This window comes from Ferrovibrio terrae (assembly GCF_007197755.1).
Lineage (GTDB): Bacteria > Pseudomonadota > Alphaproteobacteria > Ferrovibrionales > Ferrovibrionaceae > Ferrovibrio > Ferrovibrio terrae.
In genome coordinates, this window is sequence record NZ_CP041636.1 from 2,263,645 (window position 1) to 2,284,828 (window position 21,184).

The 21,184-nt window shown below is 64.6% G+C and carries 17 protein-coding genes; 3 read left to right on the top strand and 14 right to left on the bottom strand.

Annotated elements, in window-relative coordinates:
* Positions 1-3 precede the first annotated feature (3 nt).
* From FNB15_RS11020 to FNB15_RS11040, 5 genes are all read right to left on the bottom strand, one after another.
* Positions 4-1,236 carry an ABC transporter substrate-binding protein gene (locus FNB15_RS11020; RefSeq protein ID WP_144068747.1) on the bottom strand — a complete coding sequence of 411 codons (1,233 nt, stop codon included), beginning with the start codon at positions 1,234-1,236 and terminating at the stop codon, positions 4-6.
* Between the two features lie 29 nt (positions 1,237-1,265).
* On the bottom strand, positions 1,266-1,904 hold the full coding sequence (locus FNB15_RS11025) for a MarR family winged helix-turn-helix transcriptional regulator (protein ID WP_144068748.1): 639 nt from the start codon (positions 1,902-1,904) through the stop codon (positions 1,266-1,268).
* Between the two features lie 296 nt (positions 1,905-2,200).
* Entirely contained in the window at positions 2,201-2,800 is a 600-nt protein-coding gene (locus tag FNB15_RS11030; protein WP_185973524.1) for a response regulator, read from the bottom strand.
* A gap of 160 nt (positions 2,801-2,960) precedes the next feature.
* Complete coding sequence (gene dapD / locus FNB15_RS11035; RefSeq protein ID WP_144068750.1) at positions 2,961-3,815, bottom strand: 2,3,4,5-tetrahydropyridine-2,6-dicarboxylate N-succinyltransferase; 855 nt, start codon at positions 3,813-3,815, stop codon at positions 2,961-2,963.
* Between the two features lie 83 nt (positions 3,816-3,898).
* Positions 3,899-4,615 carry a pyrimidine 5'-nucleotidase gene (locus FNB15_RS11040; protein ID WP_221932634.1) on the bottom strand — a complete coding sequence of 239 codons (717 nt, stop codon included), beginning with the start codon at positions 4,613-4,615 and terminating at the stop codon, positions 3,899-3,901.
* Positions 4,616-4,737: 122 nt separating this feature from the next.
* Here FNB15_RS11040 and FNB15_RS11045 point away from each other — a divergent pair, with 122 nt between their 5' ends.
* Positions 4,738-5,994 (top strand): sensor domain-containing diguanylate cyclase, encoded by a 1,257-nt coding sequence (locus tag FNB15_RS11045; protein WP_144068751.1) that lies wholly within the window; start codon positions 4,738-4,740, stop codon positions 5,992-5,994.
* On the top strand, positions 5,991-7,226 hold the full coding sequence (locus tag FNB15_RS11050) for a DUF2336 domain-containing protein (RefSeq protein WP_144068752.1): 1,236 nt from the start codon (positions 5,991-5,993) through the stop codon (positions 7,224-7,226). Before FNB15_RS11045 ends, FNB15_RS11050 begins: the two co-directional genes overlap by 4 nt.
* Positions 7,227-7,236: 10 nt before the next feature.
* On the opposite strand, the gene xdhC is transcribed toward FNB15_RS11050, so the two are convergent.
* The 5 genes from xdhC to FNB15_RS11075 are packed head-to-tail and all read right to left on the bottom strand — an operon-like array spanning position 7,237 to position 13,424.
* Positions 7,237-8,040, bottom strand: a complete 804-nt coding sequence (gene xdhC, locus FNB15_RS11055; protein ID WP_144068753.1) for a xanthine dehydrogenase accessory protein XdhC — start codon at positions 8,038-8,040, stop codon at positions 7,237-7,239.
* Positions 8,037-10,361, bottom strand: coding sequence for a xanthine dehydrogenase molybdopterin binding subunit (xdhB, locus tag FNB15_RS11060; RefSeq protein WP_144068754.1), 2,325 nt, complete (start codon positions 10,359-10,361; stop codon positions 8,037-8,039). Before xdhB ends, xdhC begins: the two co-directional genes overlap by 4 nt.
* Positions 10,358-11,815 (bottom strand): xanthine dehydrogenase small subunit, encoded by a 1,458-nt coding sequence (gene xdhA, locus FNB15_RS11065; protein ID WP_144068755.1) that lies wholly within the window; start codon positions 11,813-11,815, stop codon positions 10,358-10,360. The genes xdhB and xdhA overlap by 4 nt, the downstream gene beginning before the upstream one ends.
* A gap of 44 nt (positions 11,816-11,859) precedes the next feature.
* Positions 11,860-12,633 (bottom strand): ABC transporter permease, encoded by a 774-nt coding sequence (locus FNB15_RS11070; protein WP_221932635.1) that lies wholly within the window; start codon positions 12,631-12,633, stop codon positions 11,860-11,862.
* Complete coding sequence (locus FNB15_RS11075) at positions 12,630-13,424, bottom strand: ABC transporter ATP-binding protein (protein ID WP_144068756.1); 795 nt, start codon at positions 13,422-13,424, stop codon at positions 12,630-12,632. The genes FNB15_RS11070 and FNB15_RS11075 overlap by 4 nt, the downstream gene beginning before the upstream one ends.
* A 212-nt stretch (positions 13,425-13,636) precedes the next feature.
* Between FNB15_RS11075 and FNB15_RS11080 the strand changes: the two genes are divergently transcribed.
* Positions 13,637-14,860, top strand: coding sequence for an MFS transporter (locus FNB15_RS11080; protein ID WP_144068757.1), 1,224 nt, complete (start codon positions 13,637-13,639; stop codon positions 14,858-14,860).
* Here FNB15_RS11080 and FNB15_RS11085 read toward each other — a convergent pair.
* The 4 genes from FNB15_RS11085 to FNB15_RS11100 form a co-directional block, all read right to left on the bottom strand.
* Positions 14,826-15,899: a PepSY-associated TM helix domain-containing protein gene (locus FNB15_RS11085; RefSeq protein ID WP_144068758.1), complete on the bottom strand. Its 1,074-nt coding sequence runs from the start codon at positions 15,897-15,899 to the stop codon at positions 14,826-14,828. The two genes, FNB15_RS11080 and FNB15_RS11085, sit on opposite strands and share 35 nt — an antisense overlap.
* A gap of 29 nt (positions 15,900-15,928) precedes the next feature.
* Positions 15,929-18,079, bottom strand: a complete 2,151-nt coding sequence (locus FNB15_RS11090; protein ID WP_185973525.1) for a TonB-dependent receptor family protein — start codon at positions 18,077-18,079, stop codon at positions 15,929-15,931.
* A 161-nt stretch (positions 18,080-18,240) separates the two neighbouring features.
* The gene (locus FNB15_RS11095; RefSeq protein ID WP_144068760.1) at positions 18,241-20,457 is read right to left on the bottom strand and encodes a xanthine dehydrogenase family protein molybdopterin-binding subunit; all 2,217 of its coding nucleotides are present in this window, start codon (positions 20,455-20,457) and stop codon (positions 18,241-18,243) included.
* A 2-nt stretch (positions 20,458-20,459) separates the two neighbouring features.
* Positions 20,460-20,921, bottom strand: coding sequence for a (2Fe-2S)-binding protein (locus tag FNB15_RS11100; RefSeq protein WP_144068761.1), 462 nt, complete (start codon positions 20,919-20,921; stop codon positions 20,460-20,462).
* Positions 20,922-21,184 lie beyond the last annotated feature (263 nt).

The window sequence follows — 21,184 nt, forward strand, 5'->3', positions numbered from 1 at the left end:
CGATCAGGCCCGCTTCTGCCAGCTCGGCAGCGGCAGGGTCAGGTTGTCTTCCGCGATGTCGAGCGGCAGCACAACCTTCGGGCGCTGGTCGAGATTCTGCAGCGTCACCGACTTGATGTTGACGTTCTGGCCCTTGGCATCGAACTGCAGCGGGCCGCCCGCCATCACATGATCGGTGATGTTGGTCTTGCGGATCGCATCGGCCAGCGCCGCACCCGCCGTGCTCTTGGCGGCGTTATGTGCCATGACGGCCACCATGACGGCCTCGAAGGAGAAGCCGACGTTCAGTTCGAACAGTTCGCCCTTGTAGCTCTTGGTGAACTCGTCGAGTAACTTCTGCGTCATGCCTGAACGCGGGTTATACCAGGGCACATTGGTCAGCAGGTAGTTCGAGAACTTGCCCAGCGTCTTGTAGAACTGGCCTTCGTAGAAGCCCGGCGCGCCGGGGCTCATCACGATCTTCGGTTCCCAGCGCTGTTTTACCATCTCGCGCACCATCAGGATGGCATCGTTCAGGCGCGTCACCGGCATCAGCAGTTCGGCGCCGGTCGCCTTCGCCTTGGCGATTTCGACCGACAGATCCTTGGCCTGCGGATCGTAGGAGATCGTCTCGACGATCTGGAATGGCAGGTTGAAGCGCGGCGCCATCGCCTTGATCGCGCCGGCCATCGCCTGGCCGAAGGTATCGTTGACATGCATGAACACGGCGGTCTTCGGCGTGATGCCGCTCTTCTCGAACACGCCCTTCATCAGGTTCAGTCCGTCGCCGACCAGCATCGGCGCGGTCGGGAAGTTGCGGAACACGAACTTGTAGCCCTGTTCGGTGATCTGCGGCGCGGCGGCCACGTTGATGATATAGGGCACGCCCTTCTGCTCGGCGACCTGGGCGATGGCGGCGGACTGGCCGCTGTCAAAGGCGCCGATCAGCACATTGGCGCCGTCGTTGATCAGCTTTTCGGCGCGGGCACGCGCGACGTCGACATTCGACTCGGTGTCGGCGTTCATGATCTCGACATCGGCCTTGATGCCAATCTGCTGCAGCACTTTCGGCGCCAGATCGATGCCGCGCTGGCAGGCGATGCCGAGCTGGGCCTGGAAGCCCGAACGCGGATGGATCGAGCCGATCTTCAGTTTGCCGGTCTGCGCCTTCACGATGTTGAAGGGCGCGGTGCCGGCGGCGAGTGCGACGCCGGCAGCAGATGCTGCAAACTGGCGGCGAGTAAGCTTGATGCTCATGATTTCCTCCGTTTTTTATCCATTGTGACTCAGGACAGGGATGCGCGCCGTCCGGCAGGGACGGCGCGTTTGGTACGCGATGCTACTGGATCGTCGTCGACGGCGGATAGCCTTGCGGCTGGCTGGCCGCCCTGCGCGCGACGCTCTTCGGCGATCGGGGTGGGGGCGGCGACGAATTTGTGCAGCAGCTGCATCAGGGTGCGATGCTCGTCCGGGCTCAGTGCCTGGTTGATCAGCATGTCATGCTGCTGGACCCGGGCGACGAATTCCGCCATGCGGCGGTCGCCGTCGGCGGTCAGGAACAGGCCATAGGCGCGGCGGTCATGTGGATCGGCGCGGCGTTCGACCAGGCCCAGCCGTTCCAGCCGGTCGGTCATGGTCATGGCGCCCGAACGCGCGACGCCGAGCGCTTCGCCCAGCCGGCTCTGCTGGATGCCGGGATTGCTCCGCACCAGCATCAACGCTGAAAACAGCGCCGGGCTGACGCCGGTATCGCCCATGCGGCCGTAGAAATCCTCCCAGACGCGCAGCTGCGCGAGGCGGAGCAGGTAGCCGACATGATCGGGCAGGGTGCCGTAATCGACCACGCTGGCGGCGCGGCGCTCCAGCTTGGGGCGCTCGGCCTTGGCTCCATTGCGGATCGCAGGACTGCGCAGGGGCGCTGGCAAGGTGACTGTCCTCCCCGGACATCTCTGACCACGGCTCTGGCGGCCGGGCGAATTCTTGTGCGGCGGATTGTAGCGGGGAATAACAGTAATGCAAGCGAACGAATTTTCTGTCCGCAGGCGCCCAGGCGACACGGGGGCGATCCGGCCGGGTCAGTACAACAGGACTGGTCCCGTCACACCAGAGTCATGGCCGCGTATCAGACTGCGAATTGTCCGGTGCAGGGTGTACCGGTCCCAACTTGCCTGGCCGGTCTGGCTTCCCCGCCCTGACCGGCCTTTTTTTGGCACGTGGAGATTTAAGCCGATTTGGGCGGCTTGCGGCGCTCATCGCCGCTGCGGCGGCTCGGCTTCTGGCGCCGTTCCTGTTCGGCCGGAAGCGGGGTTTCGGTCCGCCGTTCGGTGCGGCGGCGGTCAACCAGGCGGCGGCGGTCGGGACCGAGGAAGCCGGGACTGCGGATGAACTTGCGCGGCACCTGCAGCACATGCATCAGACGCAGCACCAGGCTTTCCATCGACAGCGGCTTGCGCACGATCTCGTTCACCCCGGCATCGCGCGCGGCCGCCACCAGGGCAGCATCGGGCGCGGTGGCCATCAGGATGATCGGCAGAGGATCGTTTTCGCGGCGCAGCCGGCGGGTCAGCGTCAGGCCGTCGCCGCCGGCAGCACCGCTGCCGGGCAGCTTGTGGTCCAGCAGCACCACGCTGGGGCGTTGCTCCACGATCTGGCGCATGGTTTCGGCCGAATTCGAGGCCAGCACGATGGACGGGAAGCCCATCCCGAGCAGCACATCGCGCAGCGTACGGCGCAGGCCGCGATCTCCCTCGGCCACCAGGATGGTGGAACGGCGGAAGGCGCTCGGGTCGATGCGGCGGCCTTTGGGTTCTTGGAACGTCATGATCGCGGGACTCAAGGGATTAGATTCTTGAGCCTCGCCATTCATCGTTAAGGAAAGGTGTGCGCGCCGCAGTTTCAACCAAAAGGATGAGCTCTGCGGCGGCGCATTGCCACCGGAAGGATGTCAGTCGCGGAGCAGATCGTTGATCCTGCCTGCGCGATTAATCGCGCAGGAGATCATTAATGGATGTCTTTGAACGGGTCTGTGCATCCACGCGCTTAACGATCACGGCGCAGTACAGCGACGGGCCCGGTGTGCCGTCCGGCAGCGGCTTGCCCGGGATATTGCCCGAAACCACCACCGAATAGGCCGGCACGCGGCCGACGAAGACCTCGCCGGTGGCGCGGTCGATGATCTTGGTGCCGGCGCCAAGATAGACGCCCATCGACAACACGGCGCCTTCTTCCACGATCACGCCCTCCACCACTTCGGACCGCGCACCGATGAAGCAGTTATCCTCGATGATCACCGGGTTGCCCTGCAGCGGTTCCAGCACGCCGCCGATGCCGACGCCGCCCGACAGATGCACGTTCTTGCCGATCTGCGCGCACGAGCCGACGGTGGCCCAGGTATCGACCATGGTGCCGCTGTCGACATAGGCGCCCAGGTTCACGAAGCTCGGCATCAGGATCACGCCCGGCGCCACATAAGAACCGCGGCGCGCCACGGCGCCCGGCACGGCGCGGAAGCCGGCGGCGCGGAAACGCTGCTCGTTCCAGCCGGCGAATTTCGACGGCACCTTGTCGAACCAGCTGGCGCCGCCCGGCGCGTCGCTGATCAGCATGTTGTCGGTCAGGCGGAAGCTCAGCAGTACGGCCTTCTTGGCCCACTGGTTCACGCTCCATTTGCCATCGGCCTTTTCGGCGACGCGCAGCTTGCCTTCGTCGAGCGCGTTCAGCGTGGCTTCGACCGCGTCGCGCACTTCGCCCTTGGTCTGGAAATTGACCTGGTCGCGCGCCTCCCAGGCGGCGTCGATCACGGGCTGGAGCTGCTTGGCGAGGGCGGCGTCGGTCATGGCGGAAATCCTTGCGAAATGCGGGTCTGCGAGATCGCGAGACAATAGCCGGCAGGCTTTCCGAGTCAACCCGGAGAGGGTTTTTAGGCCGGCAAAGCGGCCAGGAACGCGGTCAGATCGGGGGCGGTGTAATGGATATGCGACTGGTCGTCGCCATCCGGCTTGGACCAGGCCGCCGCGGTCGGCACCCAGATCGTGGTCATGCCCAGTTCGGCGGCGGGTTTCAGGTTGCGCGCCATGTCTTCCACCATCACTGCGCCCATGGGCTCGACACCATGCGCCTTCAGCATCGCGCGATAGGGCGCGATCTCCGGTTTGGGCAGGTAGTCGGAAGCGACGATATCGAACACTGCCTCGAAATGGTGATGCACGCCGAGCTTGCGCATGATGCGTTCGGCATGCGCCACCGTGCCGTTGGTGTAGATCAGCTTGCGGCCGGGCAGGCGCTGCAGCTGCTCGGCCAGCGCGGGCATGGCGGCCACGACGCTCAGGTCGATGTCGTGCACATAATCCAGAAAGGCGACCGGATCGACGCCATGCTCCACCATCAGGCCGCGCAACGTCGTGCCGTGCGTCTGGAAGAAATACTTGCGCTTCTCGGCTGCTGCTGCTGCATCCAATGCGAAGGTGGTGGAGATGAATTCGCCCATCCGCTGCTGCACCTGGTCAAACAGGGCGCATTCGGCGGGATAGAGCGTATTGTCCAGATCGAACACCCAGGTATGGGCATCGCGCAGGCTGGCACCCGATAGCGGAGCCGTGGCGGAAGTCTGGATGGGTGTGGATGGCCGGGAGATCACGGTTTCGCAGCTTAGGGGCTTCCGGCTAAAATGGCGAGCATCCGGGCGGTAAAGCCCGTCTGAAGGTTAGGGGTCACGCTTTGAGTTCCGGCAGGGCAGCACAGGAAACCGCAGCGCAAGGCGTGGGTCTCGACCCCGCCCAGCTGGTGCCGCAGTTTCCCGGTCCGGCTGCGCTGCTGGCCGGCGACGGCGCGGCCCTGCTCGCCAATGCGGCTGCTGCTCCCCTGCTTGATGCCCTGGCCGAACAGAAGCTGCCGGGCCTGGCAGCCGCGATGAGCGCGGCGCTGCGTGACGGCGAGATGCGGCAGGATCGCGCCGATCTGTCCGGTCCGCGCGGCGGTACCGCCCTGCAGGTGACGCTGATCCCGGTTGGTGAAGCGCCCGGCCGCCGCCTGCTGCTACTGGCGCGTGACGGCACGCTGGAGCGCAACTTGATCAACGCGCTGATGCAGTCGCGCCAATTGTTCAAGGACCTGGTGTCCTGCTCCACCGATTTCGCCTGGGAGACCAAGCCGGATGGCCGGCTGGGATTCGTGTCACCGCGCGGTGCGCTCGGCTATACCGCGCGCGAGCTGGAAGGCCGCATCGCCAGCGAACTGGTGGCCGCACACAGCGCCGATACGCCGGTGCCGGCGCTGTTGCCGTTCGAGGCGCAGGCGCCGCAGGACGCCACCGAGATTTTCCTGCAGCGCAAAGACGGCACGCTCGGCTGTTTCGAGGTCTCCTGCGTGCCAGTGCGCGATCCACAGGGCAACTGGCTCGGCGCGCGCGGCGTTGCCCGGGACGTGACCGAGGCGCGCGAACGCGTCGATGCGCTGCGCCGCGCCCATCAGCAGCTCAATAAACTCGCCAGCACCGACGGCCTGACCGGGCTGCTGAACCGCCGCGCTTTCCTGGCCGAGTTGGAGAAGCGGCTGGGCCGGCATATTCGTAACAAGGTGCGCGGCACGCTGATCTATTTCGATCTCGACAATTTCAAGAAGGTGAACGACGTGCGCGGCCATAAGGTCGGCGACGATGTGCTGACGCATGTTTCCGATGCGGCGAAGCGGCTGATGCGCGGCGTCGATCTGGCCTCGCGGATCGGCGGCGATGAGTTCCTGCTCTGGCTCGAGGAAACCGACCGCAACGCGGCGGAATCGATCAGCCAGCGGCTGCACGAGATCGGCCGCGAGCTGGATGCGCAGTATGGCGTCGAAGGTTTCCCGCTCGGCCTGTCGGTCGGCGCGGTGTTTTCGCGCCTTGATGAACCCGAAACCACCGAGGCGCTGATTGCCCGCGCCGACGAAGCGATGTATGCCGCCAAGAAAGGCGGCAAGGGGCGCAGTCATATTGCCGCGTTGCCTGATTCTGGGCCCGACAACGAGGATCAGACGTGAGCGGGATCGAATACGACAAGGCGAAAGCGCTGGCGGCCTCGGCCGATGCAGCCGAGCGGCTGAAGCTCGCCACCCGCGCCGATACCCAGCCGGAGATCCTCTATTACCTCGCCATCGACCAGGCTGAGGAAGTGCGCCGCGCCATCGCCGACAACGAGGCGACTCCGGCGCAGGCGCATCTGCTGCTGGCCAATGACGAGTCCGAGGAGGTGCGGCATCGCCTGGCCGCCAAGGTGGCGCGCCTGCTGCCCGACATGACGGAAGACGAAGCCGGCAAGGCGCGTGAACTGGCCATCCAGACACTGGAACTGCTGGCGCAGGACGAACTGGCCCGCATCCGCGCGGCGTTGTCGGAGGCACTGAAATCGGCCGTCAACGTGCCGCATCACCTGGTCAAGCAGCTGGCGCTCGATGTCGAGGTGATCGTCTCGGCCCCGGTGCTGCAATTCTCGCCGCTGCTGACCGACGACGACCTGCGCGAGATCGTCTCCAGTTCGGCGCATACCGGCGCGCTCTCGGCCATTGCCCGCCGCGTCGGACTTTCGTCGGGCGTGTCGGATGCGATTGTCCAGACGCGTGACGTGTCGGCCGTGACGGCGCTGCTGGCCAATGACTCGGCGCAGATTCGTGAGGAGACGCTGGATCTCATTCTGGATTCCGCGCCCGGCATCGAGACCTGGCATGAGCCGTTGGTGCACCGGCCGAACTTGCCGGGTGGCGCGGCCAAGCGCATCGCCGGTTTTGTCGCCGGTTCGCTGCTCAAGATGCTGGCCAGCCGCAAGGACCTGTCGGCAGATACGCTGGCGGAAGTTCGCCAAGTGATGGAAAAGCGCCTGGAAGTGACGCTGGAAGAGGCTGACGGCGAAACTGACGCGCAGACGCCGATGGCCGAGGCCGAGGCAAAAGTGAAAAAGCTGATCAAGGACAAGAAGCTCGACAACGACATGGTGCAGGATGCCATCGAGCGCGGCGACAAGAACTTTGTGCTACAGGCACTGATCCAGAACGGCCGCATCCCACTGTCAGTGATCCAGAAGGCTTTCGAGGTGCGCAATGGCCGCCTGATCACCTCGCTGGTCTGGCGCGCCAAATTCTCGATGCGCACCGCCGTGATGGTGCAGCGCGACATGGCCCGTGTGCCGCCGCGTATGATGCTGAATGCACGCAACGGTTCGGACTATCCGATGACGGAAGCCGAACTGCAGGACCAGCTGAAGATTCTGGGGTTGTAAAGCGTAGCTGCTAGGCCGCGCTCTCGTCGACCACGCGTAAGGTCGTGCGCTTCGCCTCGCGCAGGCGCAGCAGCTGTGCCGCCGTCGCAATCGCGATCTCGCCGGGATGCTTACCGGTCACACCGTCGATGCCGATCGGGCAGGTCAATTTGCCGATCTGCGCCTCGTTTAAGCCCAGTTCGCGGAACCGCTTGATGAAGCGCGCGCGCTTGGTCTCCGAGCCGATCAGGCCCACATAAGAGAAGCGATCTTCCTGCAGGGCTTTCGCCGCGATGCCGAGGTCCAGCGCATGGCTGTGGCTCATGATCAGCAGCCAGGCATCGTCAGGCAGGCTGCTCACCTCGCGTTCGGGCGCGTTACTGATCTCGATCTCCACGCCGGGCGGTACATGGTCGGGGAATTCGTCGGGCCGCGGATCGATCCAGCGAATTTTGCAGGGCAGGGCGCTGAGAACCTGCACCACGGCCTTGCCGACATGGCCAGCACCGAACAGAGCCACCGTGAAAAGATCCGGCCGCTGCGGCTCGAACAGCAGCGTCATGGTGCCGCCGCAGCATTGCCCCATCGAGGGCCCGAGCGGGAATTTGCGTAAACTTGGCCCCTGTTTGCCGGTCAGCATCTGGCGCGCGATCTCGATGGCGCGGAATTCGAGCGTGCCGCCACCGATGGTGCCGACGGTGTCGTCGGGCGTCACCACCATCTTGGTGCCGGCCTCGCGCGGCGCCGAACCGTCGGTGGCGGCCACCGTGATCAGCACGGCGGGGATGCCGCGAGTCTCCAGGTCGGTCAGGGCATTCAGCCAGTGCGCGCTCATGTTCCGGCCGCCATATCCGTGGCGACCGCAGTCGCCGTCCGCTTTGCCGCTTCAATCGCCAGCAGCACGCGTTCCGGGGTTGCTGGCGCATCGAGATGTACCTGTCGCGTGCCGGCTGCGGCGGCGACGGCATCCTTCAGCGCCAGCCAGCCCGAAATGCCGAGCATCAGTGGCGGTTCGCCCACGGCCTTGGAGCGGAACACCGTGTTGGCCGGATTGGCGCGGCCAGAAACCAGTTGCACGCGGAAATCTTCCGGCAGGTCGCGGGCGGTGGGAATCTTGTAGATGCTGGGCGCATGCGTCCGCAGACGGCCTTTATCGTCCCACCACAGCTCTTCCATGGTGAGCCAGCCCAGGCCCTGGATATAGCCGCCCTCGACCTGACCGAGATCGATGGCCGGGTTCAGCGATGTGCCGCAGTCATGCAGCAGGTCGGCGCGGGTGAAGCGGTATTCACCGGTGAAGCAATCCACCAGCACTTCGGTCGCCGCCACGCCATAGGCGAAATAGTAGAACGGCCGGCCACGGCCGTTGGCGCGGTCGAAATGAATATCGGGCGTGGCATAAAAGCCCGATGCCGCCAGCGACACGCGCTCCATCCAGGCCTTATGCGCCACCTCGGCAAAGGTCGCCGACTTGCCGCCGGCGCTGGCGCAATCATTGGCGAACACCACCTGATCGGGCGCGGCGCCCAGCATCGCGCCAGCCACGACTGCCAGCCGGCCACGAATCTCCAGCGCGGCAGTCTCCGCAGCCTTACCGTTCAGGTCGGCGCCGGCCGAGGCTGCCGTGGCCGAGGTATTCGGCACCTTGTCGGTGCGCGTCGCCGTGATGCGGATATGGTCGAGCGAGATGCCGAAGGTTTCGGCCACCACCTGTGCCACCTTGATATAGACGCCCTGGCCCATCTCGGTGCCGCCGTGATTGAGCTGTACCGAGCCGTCCTCGTAGACCAGCACCAGCGCGCCGGCCTGGTTGAGGAAGGTGGTGGTGAAGGAAATACCGAACTTCACCGGCGTCAGCGCCAGGCCTTTCTTCAGGTAAGGGCTTTGCGCGTTGAAGGTGTCGATCTCCTGTCGGCGACGCTTGTAGTCGCTGCTCGCCAGCAGCTCGTCGAACAGTTCGGGCAGGATATTGTCGGTGATGGTTTGAAAATACGGCGTAACGTTGTTGGTATCCTTGCCGTAGAGATTGGCGAGGCGGATTTCCAGCGGATCGCGATTCAGGTAACGCGCGATCTCGTCGATCACATATTCCGTGGTCGCCATGCCCTGTGGTCCACCGAAGCCACGAAAGGCGGTGTTCGACACCGTGTTGGTTTTGCAGCACAGGCCAGTGATGATGACATCCGGCAACCAGTAGCTGGAATCGGCATGGAAGACGGCGCGGTCGACCACGGCGCCGGTCAGGTCGGCCGCCCAGCCGCCGCGCCCGGCCAGCGTCAGCTCATAGCCAAGGATGCGGCCCTCGGCGTCGAAACCGACCTCGTAACGCGACAGGAAGTCATGCCGCTTGCCGGTGATGATCATGTCTTCGTCGCGGTCGAGCCGCAGCTTGACCGGTCTGGCCGTTTTCAGTGCCAGTACGGCGGCGATGCAGGCGAATTGCGCCGCCTGGGTTTCCTTGCCGCCGAAGCCGCCGCCCATGCGCCGGCATTCCACGGTGACGGCATGCATCGGCGCGCCGAGAACACGCGCGATCAGCTTCTGCACCTCGGAGGGATGCTGTGTCGAGCAGCGCACGATCACGTCGCCATCCTCGCGCGGCTCGGCCAGGCTGGCCTGACCTTCGAGATAGAAATGATCCTGCCCGCCGATATTCAGGTCACCCTTGAGGCGATGCGGTGCTTTCGCAATCGCCGCCGTGGCATCGCCGCGTTTCAGGCCAAGTGGCGGCAGCAGGAAACTCTGCTTCTCGATGGCATCAGTGATGCTCAGGATCGCCGGCAAGTCTTCATATTCCACTTTCACCAGCCGGGCAGCGCGGCGCGCGGTCGGCAGATCGATTGCCGCAATTGCCACCACCGGCTGGCCATGGAACTCGACCGCGCCCTGCGCCAGCATCGGCTCGCCGCGCACCACCGGCGCGATATCGGGGTCGCCGGGCACGTCGTCCACCGTGATAGCAGTTATTACGCCGGGTAGAGCCAGAGCAGCCGAGACATCCACTTTCAGGATTTTCGCATGCGTGCGCTCGCTTAAGTAAAGGGCAGCGTGCAGCAGGCCTTCGGGCTCGGGCAGGTCGTCGATATAGCGCGCGGTGCCGGCGACATGCTTGGGCGCGCTGTCATGCTTGATCGGTTTATGGACCACAGACGTCATTCGGCGGCTTCCGCCGAAATGGACTTGCCGCTGCTGACCTCGACACAGAATTTGCGCAGCAGGTTCTGCGCCGCCAGCAGGCGGTATTGCGCTGAGGCGCGCATGTCGCTCATCGGCGTGAAGTCCTGCGCCAGTACTGCCACGGCTGGTTCGACCTCATCCGGTGTAAAGCGCTGGCCGGTCAGCAACGCTTCGGCCTTGCGCGCGCGCGCCGGCGTGCCGGCCATGCCACCGAAGGCCAGCCGCGCGCTTTTCACCACACCGTCCTCCAGCACCAGATGGAAGGCGGCCAGCACGGCGGAGATATCCTGATCAAACCGTTTGGAGAGCTTGTAGATGCCGACGTGGCTATCCTTGCCGGGTTTCTGCACGGTCACGCTGGCGACGAACTCACCCGGCTGCAGGGCGGTCTTGCGATAGGCGAGGAAGAAATCCTCCAGCGGCATCTCGTGGCTGCCAGCTTTACTTTGCAGCTTCAAGGTCGCGCCCAGCGCAATCAGCGCCGGCATGCTGTCGCCGATCGGGCTGCCATTGGCGATATTGCCGCCGAGCGTGCCGGAATTGCGGATCTGCGTGGAGCCCAGCCGTCGCACCATGCGCGCAAATGCCGGATGCAGTTTTTCGATGCTCTGATACGCATCAGTGTAGGTGACGCCGGCGCCGATCTCGATGCGGTCGCCGTGATCGATGATCTGCTGCAGCTCTGCCACGCGGCCAAGATAGACGATGCTGCGCGGCACGCGATGCTGCTTGGTCACCCACAGGCCGACATCGGTGCCGCCGGCCAGCATCCAGTTTTCGCCGGCGGGCAGGCGATGCAGCAGTTCGGCCAGTTCATCGGCGGTGCGGGGTGCCAGGAAACTGCCTTCCGGCGTGGAGTGATCCAGCATGCGCTCGCGCGCCAGCCCGGAGAGTTGCTTGCGGAGGGCTGCCTCCTGCGGCGCGAAACGGTCGTCACGGCCGCCGTCGTACATCTTTTCGCCGGCTTCCAGGATCGGGCGATAGCCGGTGCAGCGGCACAGGTTGCCGGCCAGCGCATCCTTCAGACTGCTGTCGTCGGCCTTGTCATGGGTCTTGTAATAGCCGAACAGCGACATGACGAAGCCGGGTGTGCAGAAGCCGCATTGCGAGCCATGCGTCTCCACCATCGCCTGCTGCACCGGATGCAGCGTCTCGCCGTCTGCCAGGTCATCGACGGTGAACAGCGCCTTGCCGTCGAGCTGGTGTACGAACAGGATGCAGGCATTGACCGCGCGATGCCGCAGCCTGCCATCGGGCCCGGCGTCGGCTACCACCACGGTGCAGGCGCCACAGTCGCCCTCGGCGCAGCCTTCCTTGGAACCGGTACGGCGCAAGCGGCTGCGCAGATACTCCAGTACCGTCATGGTGTGGGGCACATCCGGTGCCACCGTCACCACCTGGCCGCGCGATACGAACCTTACGGGTTCGGACATGCTGCCTCCGGTATTGTTTCCTCCCGTCCCGGCAAAGCCCGGGATCAGGACATCAGGTCGCTGCCGCGGAAGGCCCAGCCGGTCATCCGGCGTTCGAACCACACGGCGACGGCATACATCACCACGCCCATGACGGCGACGACGACCAGGCCGGCAAAGACCAGTGGCACATTATAGCTCGAAGAAGCCGACAGCATCAGGTACCCAATGCCCTCGTTGGAGGCGACCGTCTCCGCGATCACCGAGCCAACGAAAGCCAGCGTGATCGCGATCTTCAGCGAGGCGAACAGATAGGGCATGGCCCGTGGAAGTCCAATCTTGGTCAGGATTTCCGTCTTGCTGGCGCCCAGGGAACGCAGCACGTCGCGCAGTTCAGGCTCGATGGTGGCCAGGCCGGTCGCCACATTCACCACGATGGGGAAGAAAGAGATCACGAAGGCCGTGATAATGGCCGGCACCGTGCCGATGCCGAACCAGATCACCAGCACCGGCACCAGCGCCACTTTCGGGATCGAGTTGAAGCCGACCAGCACCGGATAAAGGCCGACGTAAACCAGCCGCGAGGCGCCGATGAAAACGCCGAGCAGGCCGCCGCCGACCACGCCCAAAGCAAAGCCGGCCGTCGTGGTCATCAGGGTCTGCAGCGAATGATGCGCGATCTGCGGCGCGAATTTCACCATCGCCTCGAACACCACGGTGGGCGCCGGCAGGATGAAGGTTTCCACCTTGGTGACGACGCAGACGACTTCCCACAGGATCAGGAGGCCGAGGGTCACCAGCCAGGGCATCGCACGGATCAGGTTTTTCTCGTTCATCATGATTCGCGCACCGAATGGATGTGTTCACGCAGTTCATGCACGATCTCGCCGAAATGCGGCTCGAAAGTGGTGTCCAGCGTGCGCGGTCGCGGGATGTCGATCTCCTTTGACAGGATGATCCTGCCCGGACGCTTGCTCATCACAAATACGCGGTCGGCCAGATAGGTTGCTTCGCGCAGGTCGTGGGTGATCAGGATGGCGGTGAATTTCTTTTCCATCCACAGGGCCTGCATCACGCCCCAGAGTTCCTCGCGCGTGAAGGCATCCAGCGCACCGAACGGCTCGTCGAGCATCAGCAGGCGTGGATTGTGGATGATCGACCGGCAGACATTGGCGCGCTGCTGCATGCCGCCTGACAGCTGCCAGGGGAATTTGTCGGCGAAATCGGCCAGGCCCACGGTCTTGAGCAGGGCCATCGCCTGCTCGACATAGGCCTTCTTTTCCTTGCGCAGTTTGCGCTTGTGCGGCTCGACGATCTCGAGCGGCAGCATCACGTTGTCGAGCGTGCTGCGCCAGGGGAGCAGGGTGGAATTCTGGAAGGCCATGCCGACGCCCTGCACGGGGCCTTTCACCGGCTTGCCACCGATGGTGATCTTGCCGGCGCTGGTATCGAGCAGGCCGGTGACCAGCTTCATCAGGGTGGATTTGCCGCAGCCCGACGGGCCGACCACGGCGACGAACTCGCCTTCCTGGATGTCGATATTGAGGTCCTCGACGGCGAGGGTTTCTTCCTCGGCCTGCCGGTAGACCAGGCTGACGCCGTCGATCTTGACGAAAGCGGGGCCCTGCATCAGCGTGCCCCGCCGACGGCGATTTGGCCGCATCCTCTTGTCATCGCCTGCATGATGCGATCTTGTCCCCCTGCGAAATCCTGTCGGATTGTCGTGTGCCGGTCGGCGCCCTGCCCTCAAGTGCGCCGCATATAAAAGGAATTGTAACCACGCGCCATGCAAAATTGTAGACAATTTTGCTCTGCCCGATTCGCGGGCAGCCGGAGCATTTCATGAGCGCCCCAGTGTCCAGCGATCCGGCAACCGGTGCTGTGGAAAACCGTCGCAGCATCGGCTGGCGCATCAGCCTTCATTACGCGGCGCTGTTCCTGGTTCCCGGCGTGTATCTGCCGTTTTTCGCGGCCTGGCTCGAATCGCGCGGCCTGCGTCCGACTGAAATCTCGATCATGCTGGCCGTCGGCATCCTGATGCGCCTCGTCGCCGGCCCTGCAGCTGCGCATGCCGTGGATCGCAGCGGCCGTCGCAAGCTGGCGATCCTGCTGCTCGTCTGGGTCAGCATTGCCAGCTTCGCGCTGCTCGGATGGGTGGAAGGCTTCTCGGTGATGCTGCTGGTCTGGGTCGTGCATTCCGCCGCCTGGGCGCCGATTACGCCGTTCAGCGACAACATCGCCCTGCTGGCGGCCGCACGGCATCAGCTGAATTACGGCCGCATGCGGCTATGGGGCAGCGTCAGCTTCCTGCTCGCGGCCTATCTCTCCGGTCTCTGGCTCAAGGGCAGGGACGAGGACTGGATTTTCATCCTGCTGCTGGCCGGTTATGCGGTCCTGGTCGGCGGCGCGCATCTGCTGCCCGATCTGCGCCTGCCGCTGGCCAGGCCACGCGCCGGTGCGCCGGCCGTGATGCTGCTGCGTCAGCGCCGCTTCCTGCTCTTCGTCGGCGCCACCGCCTGCCTGCAGGCCAGCCATGCCGCTTTCTACACTTTCGGCACGCTGCACTGGCGCAGCATGGGCCATAGCGATGCCGCCATCGGCTGGCTCTGGGCCGAAGGCGTGCTGGCCGAAATCGTGCTGTTCGCCTTCGCGCAGCAATTGCCGGCGCGTCTGGGCGGCGCCGGCCTGCTGCTGATCGCCGCCGCCGGTGGCGTGCTGCGCTGGAGCATCACGGCGGGCGCCGAGGAATACATGCTGCTGGTGCTGCTGCAGTTTCTGCATGCCGCCACCTTCGGCGCGGCGCATCTCGGCGCCATGCGGCTTCTGACGGAGGGGTGTTCGCCGGAAACCTCGGCCACCGCGCAAAGTCTTTACGTGGCCGCCAACAGCACGATGCTGGCGCTGGCCACACTGGCCGTGGGTCCGATCTTCGCGGCCGGCGGCGGTGCGATCTACTGGGCGATGACGGTGCTGTCGCTGGGCGGCGGTGTCTGCGCCTTCATGCTGTGGCGTCGGCGTGACGGGCTGAAGTTCAGCGGCGACGCAGCCACAGAACCAGGCCGGTAACGAACAGCAGCAGCGGCAGAATGCCCGCCATGAAGACCACGAAACGCCCGGCCTCGCCGAACATGTAGCCGGTATGCAGCGGGTAGGGCAGCTGGTCGAACACCAGATTGGCAGCGGGAAGCTCCGACACGCGCTGCAGGTCCAGCACGGTGCCGGCGGCATCGAGCAGCACATAGCTGCGGCCGTTCTGGTGAATCTCGTCAGGTTGCCGCAGGCGGATGCGGGTGGCGCCGCCCGGCCGCGCCGGCGGTGAAATGAAAACCAGTCGCGCGCCGGGAATCTGTCGCAGCGCTTCGTCGACCAGCGCATCCAGTGATCGTGCATTTTCGAGTGTCATCGGGCGCACGGCTGGGCGCGCCTGCGGGATCCCGCCCAGTGCGGTCATCAGCGGCAGCAGCGGCTCGCGGAAGGTCAGGGCGCTGCCGCTCAGCGCGATCAGCAGCATCGGCATGGCAATGACAGAGCCCATCACCTTGTGCAGATCGAAGCTGCGGCGTTGCCAGCTCATGTTGCGCCACTTCAGCTGCAATGCCTGTTTCCATGCACGCAGGCGCGGTTGCGGCCACCAGAGGATAAGCCCGGTGATCGCGCTGATTGCCAGTACGACACCGACCCAGCCGACGATCTCGCGACCGAGTGCCTGCAGCATCAGGCGGCTGTGCAGTTCCAGCAGCACCGAAAAGATCTCTCCGCCCGGCAGCGGGCCGAGCAGCGTTGCGTTCGCCGGATCGACCAGCAGGGTGCGGCGCTCACCGCCATGCTCGATCAGGGCCTGTATTGGCCGGCCGGGATTTTCAGGATAGCGCAGGATGACGACGCGACCGTCGCCTGCAGGCAATGCGGATTGCGCGGCAGTCAGAATGCGCGACGGCGCAGCGGTTTCGCTGACGGTCACGCGCATCTGCCGCGGATAGAGCAGGGAGAGGATCTCGTCCTGGTAGACCAGGGCGCTGCCGGTGAGGCCGAGCAGCACGAAAATGATGCCGCCGGCCAGACCGATCCAGAGATGCAGACGGCGCCAGAACTGTCGCAATGTCACTGGCGCCGTCCTGCTTTCGGATTAGGGCCTCAGAACACGAACTTGGTCTGAATATAGGCCGTTCGCGGCGCACCGGCAAAGATGCCGCCATTCGCTTCAACGCTGGCGCGGGTGAAATAATCCTTGTCGAGGATATTCACCATGCCGGCGGCGATGGTCACGCCGCTGTCGAAGTCATAGGCGACCTGGCCATTGAACAGCAGATAGCCCGGAATGGTGCCAAGCTTGCCGTTGGCGCTTTCCGCCACGGTGTTGGCATCATCGGCGAACTGCGACGACTGGGCGTAGGCATTCAGGTTGAGGGTCCAGTTGTCGATGCGGTAGCGCGTGCCCAGCGTGGCAACATGTGGCGAGTAGAGCTGCACATGGTTGCCGCTGTTCACGCCCTGCTCGCGCGTGGCCTTGGTCCAGGCATAGGTGCCGTAGAGGCTAAGGCCCTTCATCGCCGGGTTGATCATGCCGAGGTCGTATTCGGCCGCGGTCTCGATGCCGCGATGGCGGGTGGCACCGGTATTGATATTGACGCCGCCGACCGACTCGATCTGGTTGTCGAAATCGATCCAGAACACGCCGGCTTCCAGCGACAGGCCACCGGTGCGATAGCGCGCGCCGAGTTCATAGGTCTTGGCGCGCTCCGGTTCCAGGCTGGTTTCCGCCGCCGTCGTGGCGCCCAGCGCCAGATGCGTCACCGGGTTGAACGAGGTCGAGTAGTTGGCATAGCCGAACCACTCCCTGGTGGCTTCCCAGCCCAGACGCAGTGACGGCAGCGGCTCGTTATACTCTTCGGTGTCGCGGAAGCCGCCATTCATGTTGGTGCGGTCGACTTCCACCTTCTCAAAGCGCAGGCCGGGCGTCACTGTCACAGTGCCGATCTTCACGGCATCGTCGACATAAACGGCATGCGCCTCGGTCGAGCCGGTCGACGAACGGATCATCACTTCCGGTGCGCCGAACGGGTTGCCACCGGCCGCGAAAGTGCGACGCATCTGGCGTTCGTCGGTCGATTCCGTCATGTAGCGATAGCCGACCGACATGGCATGCTTCACGCTGCCGGTTTCGGCCAGGGCCGTGAAGCGCGGCTCGAAGCCGTAGACGCTGTAATTGCGCGGCAGACGCTCCAGGCGGTTGGCCGTGGCGTCGCTGCCACCGCCCACCACGGCAGTATTCGAATTCGAGGCCAGCGTGAATTCGCGCATGGCATTCGTGTGGAAGGCCGTGGTTTCCAGGCGATAGTCGCCGTTGAACTCGTTGACGTATTTCACCACATATTCGTCGCGCTCGCCGAGGAAGCGTTCGCGCGAATGTGTCGACTGGTACGGATCGGCCCGATAGGCCGCCAGGTTCAGCGGGCCGGGCAGGTTCACATCGGCATAGTAATGATGGATGCGGGCTTCCAGGCGGCTGTTTTCGGTCAGCGCGAAGCGGCCCTTCAGCATGAAGTCATCGATGTCCTGCCGATGGTTTTCGCGGAAACCTTCGCCATGATTGCCGGAATACAGCACGGCGAGGCCGGTGCCATTCTCCAGCGAGCCGCCGAACAGCAGGTCGGTCTTGCCGTTCATGCGGCCGTCACTGCCGGAAAGCGTGCTGTCGCCGCGCAGGCTGATCTCGCCGCCATAGGGCGTGGTCGGGATGTCCTTGGTGACGAAGTTGACGACGCCGCCCGAGATATTGGGCCCGTAGCGGACCGAGCCGCCGCCCTTCACCACGTCGATCGCCTGCAGCATGCCGAGCGAGACGCCGGCCAGCGAGGTTTCCGGCTGGCCATAGGGCGCCACCGACATCGGCACGCCGTCCAGCAGGAGCGTGGTGCCGGCGCTGAGTCGCGAGGTCATGCCGCGGATGCCGATATTGAGCGCGGAATCGGCGCTGCCGGTGCCGTTATTCGGCGGGGCCTGCACGCCGGGAATGGCACGGATGGCCTCGGTCACGGTCGAGGCGCCGCTCTGCTCGAACTGCTCCTGGCGCACCACGCCGCGGCCGCCGGCATGGGTGCGGACCACTTCCGGATCCGCCTCGCCAAGCCAGTCGCCGGCCGCGTTGACGGTGATGGTCTGCAGCTGGACAGGCTGGCTGTCCTGCCCTGTGCTTTGGGCATGGGCCTGACCGGCGAAGAGCGCGGCGGCGGGCAAGGTGAGCAGAAGGCCAAGCGTGCTGGCCGATCCCCGGATGTTTTTCATTATGAGACTCATTCTTAATATCAGGAAATGGCATCTTTCAGCCAAGGGGATGGTTCCTGTCAAGAATGGTTGCGGCCGCTCAGTTACAAATGCGTCGCAGTGACAAAAAAGCCACTGGTCCGTGGACCAGTGGCTTTTAGGATGATTCTAAATTTTATCGTCTAGGCTGATTTCGTCGCTGTGGCGGGCAACGGCAGGGCGCGGAACACCATCTTGGTGCCGCTCATCAGCGCATTGGCCACCGCCGGCGCCACCGGCGGCGTGCCGGGTTCGCCGATACCGGTCGGCTTTTCCTTTGACGGCACGATATGCACTTCCACCTTCGGCATCTCGTGGATGCGCAGCACTTCGTAGTCGTGGAAGTTGGACTGCTCGACCGCACCGCCCTTGGCCAGGCTGATGCCAGGCTTGATCGTGGCGGAGAGGCCGTAACCTATGCCGCTTTCCATCTGCGCGCGGATGATGTTGGGGTTGATCGGCGTGCCGCAATCGACGGCGGCAACGATCTTCTCCACTTTCCAGCTGCCATCGGGCTGCAGCGCCACTTCAGCCACTTCCGCCACAAAGGAGGCGAAGCTTTCATGCACGGCGATGCCGCGCACTTTGCCCGCCGGCAGCGGCTTGCCCCAGCCGGCTTTCTCGGCCGCCAGGTTCAGCACACCAAGATGGCGCGGATGCCTGGCCAGCAGCTTGCGGCGCAAGGCCACCGGATCCTGGCTGGTCGCATTGGCGATTTCATCCAGGAAGACCTCGGTAGCGAAGGCGGTATGCGTGCTGCCCACCGACCGCCACCACAGCACCGGCACGCCGGTCTTCGTAGTGTGCAGCTCGACGCTCATGTTGGGGATGGCATAGGGCAGGTTGGAGGCGCCCTCCACCGAGGTGGCGTCGATGCCGTCCTTGACCATGAACTGCTCAAACGCCGTGCCGGCCATGATCGACTGGCCGACAATGCGATGCTGCCAGGCGATGATATCGCCCTTGTCGTCCACACCGGCCTTCAGCACGTGGTGATACATCGGACGGTAGCGGCCGCCCTGGATATCGTCCTCGCGCGTCCACACCAGACGCACCGGCGCGCCGCTATTGCTTCCCTTGGCAGCCATCGCCTTGGCGATCTCGACGCCTTCCACGATGTAATCCGACTGCATCGTGGCGCGGCGGCCGAAACTGCCGCCGGCATACAGCGTGTTGATCTTCACCTGCTCGGGCTTGAAGCCCAGCACATGGGCGGCATTGCCCTGGTCGACGGTCTGGAACTGGTCGCCGGCCCAGATCTCAACTTTGTCGGCCTCCAGCTTCACCACGCAGTCGAGCGGCTCCATCGGGGCATGCGCCAGATAGGGGAAGTCGTAGCTCGCCTCGATGACCTTCGCGGCTTTGACAAAAGCCGCATCGACATCGCCTTCCTTGCGCGCCGGCAGGCCCGGCTTTTTGGCCAGTTCCTTATACTCGGCCATCACCTCATCCGTGCTGCGCTTCTCGGCCCTGGAGTCGTCCCACTGGATTTCCAGCGCTTCGCGGCCGAGCTTGGCGGCCCAGAAGTTCTTCGCCACGACAGCGACGCCGTTGGAAATCTGCACCACATCCACGACACCGGGCACGGCTTTCGCCTTGCCGGCATCGAAGCTTTTCACCGTGGCGCCGAACAGCGGCGCGCGCTGCAGCAGCGCGGTCAGCTGGCCAGGCAGTTTCACGTCGATGGTATACTGCGCGGTGCCATTGCTCTTGGCGCGGGCATCCAGACGCGGCACATCCTTGCCGATCAGCGTGAACTTCGCCGGGTCCTTCAGCGGCACGTCCGCCGGCGGCGCAATCGTGGCGGCCCTGGCCGCGAGCTGGCCGAAGGTGGCCTTCTTGCCACTGGCATGGCTCACCACGCCTTTCGCCACGGTGATCTCGCGCGCCGGGACCTTCCAGTCCTCTGCCGCGGCCTGCACCAGCATGGCGCACGCGGTGGCACCGGCCTTGCGCAGCTGATCCCAGGAATTCGCCATCGCCGTGCTGCCGCCGGTGCCCTGCATGCCGAAGGCGAGGTTGGCATAAAGCTTCACATCGGCCGGCGCGCCCTCGGTGCGCATCTGTTTCCAGTCGGCATCCAGTTCCTCGGCCACGATGGTGGCGAGGCCGGTATAGGTGCCCTGGCCCATTTCCAGATGCTTGGACAGCACGGTGACGGTGTTGTCCGGCGCGATGCGGATGAAGGCGTTGATCAGCTTAGGCTCAGCCGCAGCAGCCTTCTGGGCCATCGCATGGCGCGGCGCCCAGTGGAAGCCGACGACGAGGCCGACCGACGCGGCGCCTGCACCCTGCAGGAAACGGCGGCGCGACGACACGATAGCTTTTTGGGCAAGTTTGATCTTTGTCTGGTCGGTCATGATCAGGCCCTCACGGTCTTGGCGGCGTCATGGATGGCGGCGCGGATGCGGACGTAAGTGGCGCAGCGGCAGATGTTGCCCTGCATCGCCTCGTCGATCTCGGCGTCAGACGGCTTCTTGTTGTCGCTCAGCAGCGCCACGGCCGACATGATCTGGCCGGACTGGCAGTAGCCGCATTGCGCCACTTCATGCTTCACCCAGGCAGCCTGCACGGCCTGCGCCACCTTGCCGCCGAGGCCCTCGATGGTGGTGACCTTCTGGCCTTCGATGGCGGAGATCGGCGTGGAGCAGGCGCGTACCGGCTGGCCGTCCACATGCATGGTACAGGCGCCGCACTGTGCCGCGCCGCAGCCGAATTTGCTGCCGGTCAGACCGATCTCGTCGCGCACGGCCCAGAGCAGCGGCATGTCGGGGTCGACATCCAGGCTGACTGGCTTGTTGTTCAATGTGAATTTGGTTGCCATCGTGGTCCTCCACCGGGGCTTGTGAAGACAAAACGCAGATCACGCCTCCGAGGCCGGAGCGCGTCTGCAGGAAATTTCAGAAGCATCGTCGGGGCATTCGGACGGCCCCAATTCATTCCGCATAACGGGCTGGTCAGCGTGGTCAGTATACCTCATGCGGGCGGGCGCCCGCTGCGGATTCTTTTCGACGATGTGTGACTGCCGACAGAAATTGGTCTGACAGCCGGCGGAAAACTATGGCCTTGCCGGTCGTCGTGCGATTA

Bases quoted from the DNA above. Each gene is read 5' to 3' on its own strand.
- FNB15_RS11020 (WP_144068747.1), bottom strand. From the start codon at position 1,236: ATGAGCATCAAGCTTACTCGCCGCCAGTTTGCAGCATCTGCTGCCGGC.
- FNB15_RS11030 (WP_185973524.1), bottom strand. From the start codon at position 2,800: ATGACGTTCCAAGAACCCAAAGGCCGCCGCATCGACCCGAGCGCCTTC.
- dapD (WP_144068750.1), bottom strand. From the start codon at position 3,815: ATGACCGACGCCGCCCTCGCCAAGCAGCTCCAGCCCGTGATCGACGCC.
- xdhC (WP_144068753.1), bottom strand. From the start codon at position 8,040: ATGAGCGCGCACTGGCTGAATGCCCTGACCGACCTGGAGACTCGCGGC.
- xdhB (WP_144068754.1), bottom strand. From the start codon at position 10,361: ATGACGTCTGTGGTCCATAAACCGATCAAGCATGACAGCGCGCCCAAG.
- xdhA (WP_144068755.1), bottom strand. From the start codon at position 11,815: ATGTCCGAACCCGTAAGGTTCGTATCGCGCGGCCAGGTGGTGACGGTG.
- FNB15_RS11070 (WP_221932635.1), bottom strand. From the start codon at position 12,633: ATGATGAACGAGAAAAACCTGATCCGTGCGATGCCCTGGCTGGTGACC.
- FNB15_RS11075 (WP_144068756.1), bottom strand. From the start codon at position 13,424: ATGCAGGGCCCCGCTTTCGTCAAGATCGACGGCGTCAGCCTGGTCTAC.
- FNB15_RS11080 (WP_144068757.1), top strand. From the start codon at position 13,637: ATGAGCGCCCCAGTGTCCAGCGATCCGGCAACCGGTGCTGTGGAAAAC.
- FNB15_RS11090 (WP_185973525.1), bottom strand. From the start codon at position 18,079: ATGAAAAACATCCGGGGATCGGCCAGCACGCTTGGCCTTCTGCTCACC.
- FNB15_RS11095 (WP_144068760.1), bottom strand. From the start codon at position 20,457: ATGACCGACCAGACAAAGATCAAACTTGCCCAAAAAGCTATCGTGTCG.
- FNB15_RS11100 (WP_144068761.1), bottom strand. From the start codon at position 20,921: ATGGCAACCAAATTCACATTGAACAACAAGCCAGTCAGCCTGGATGTC.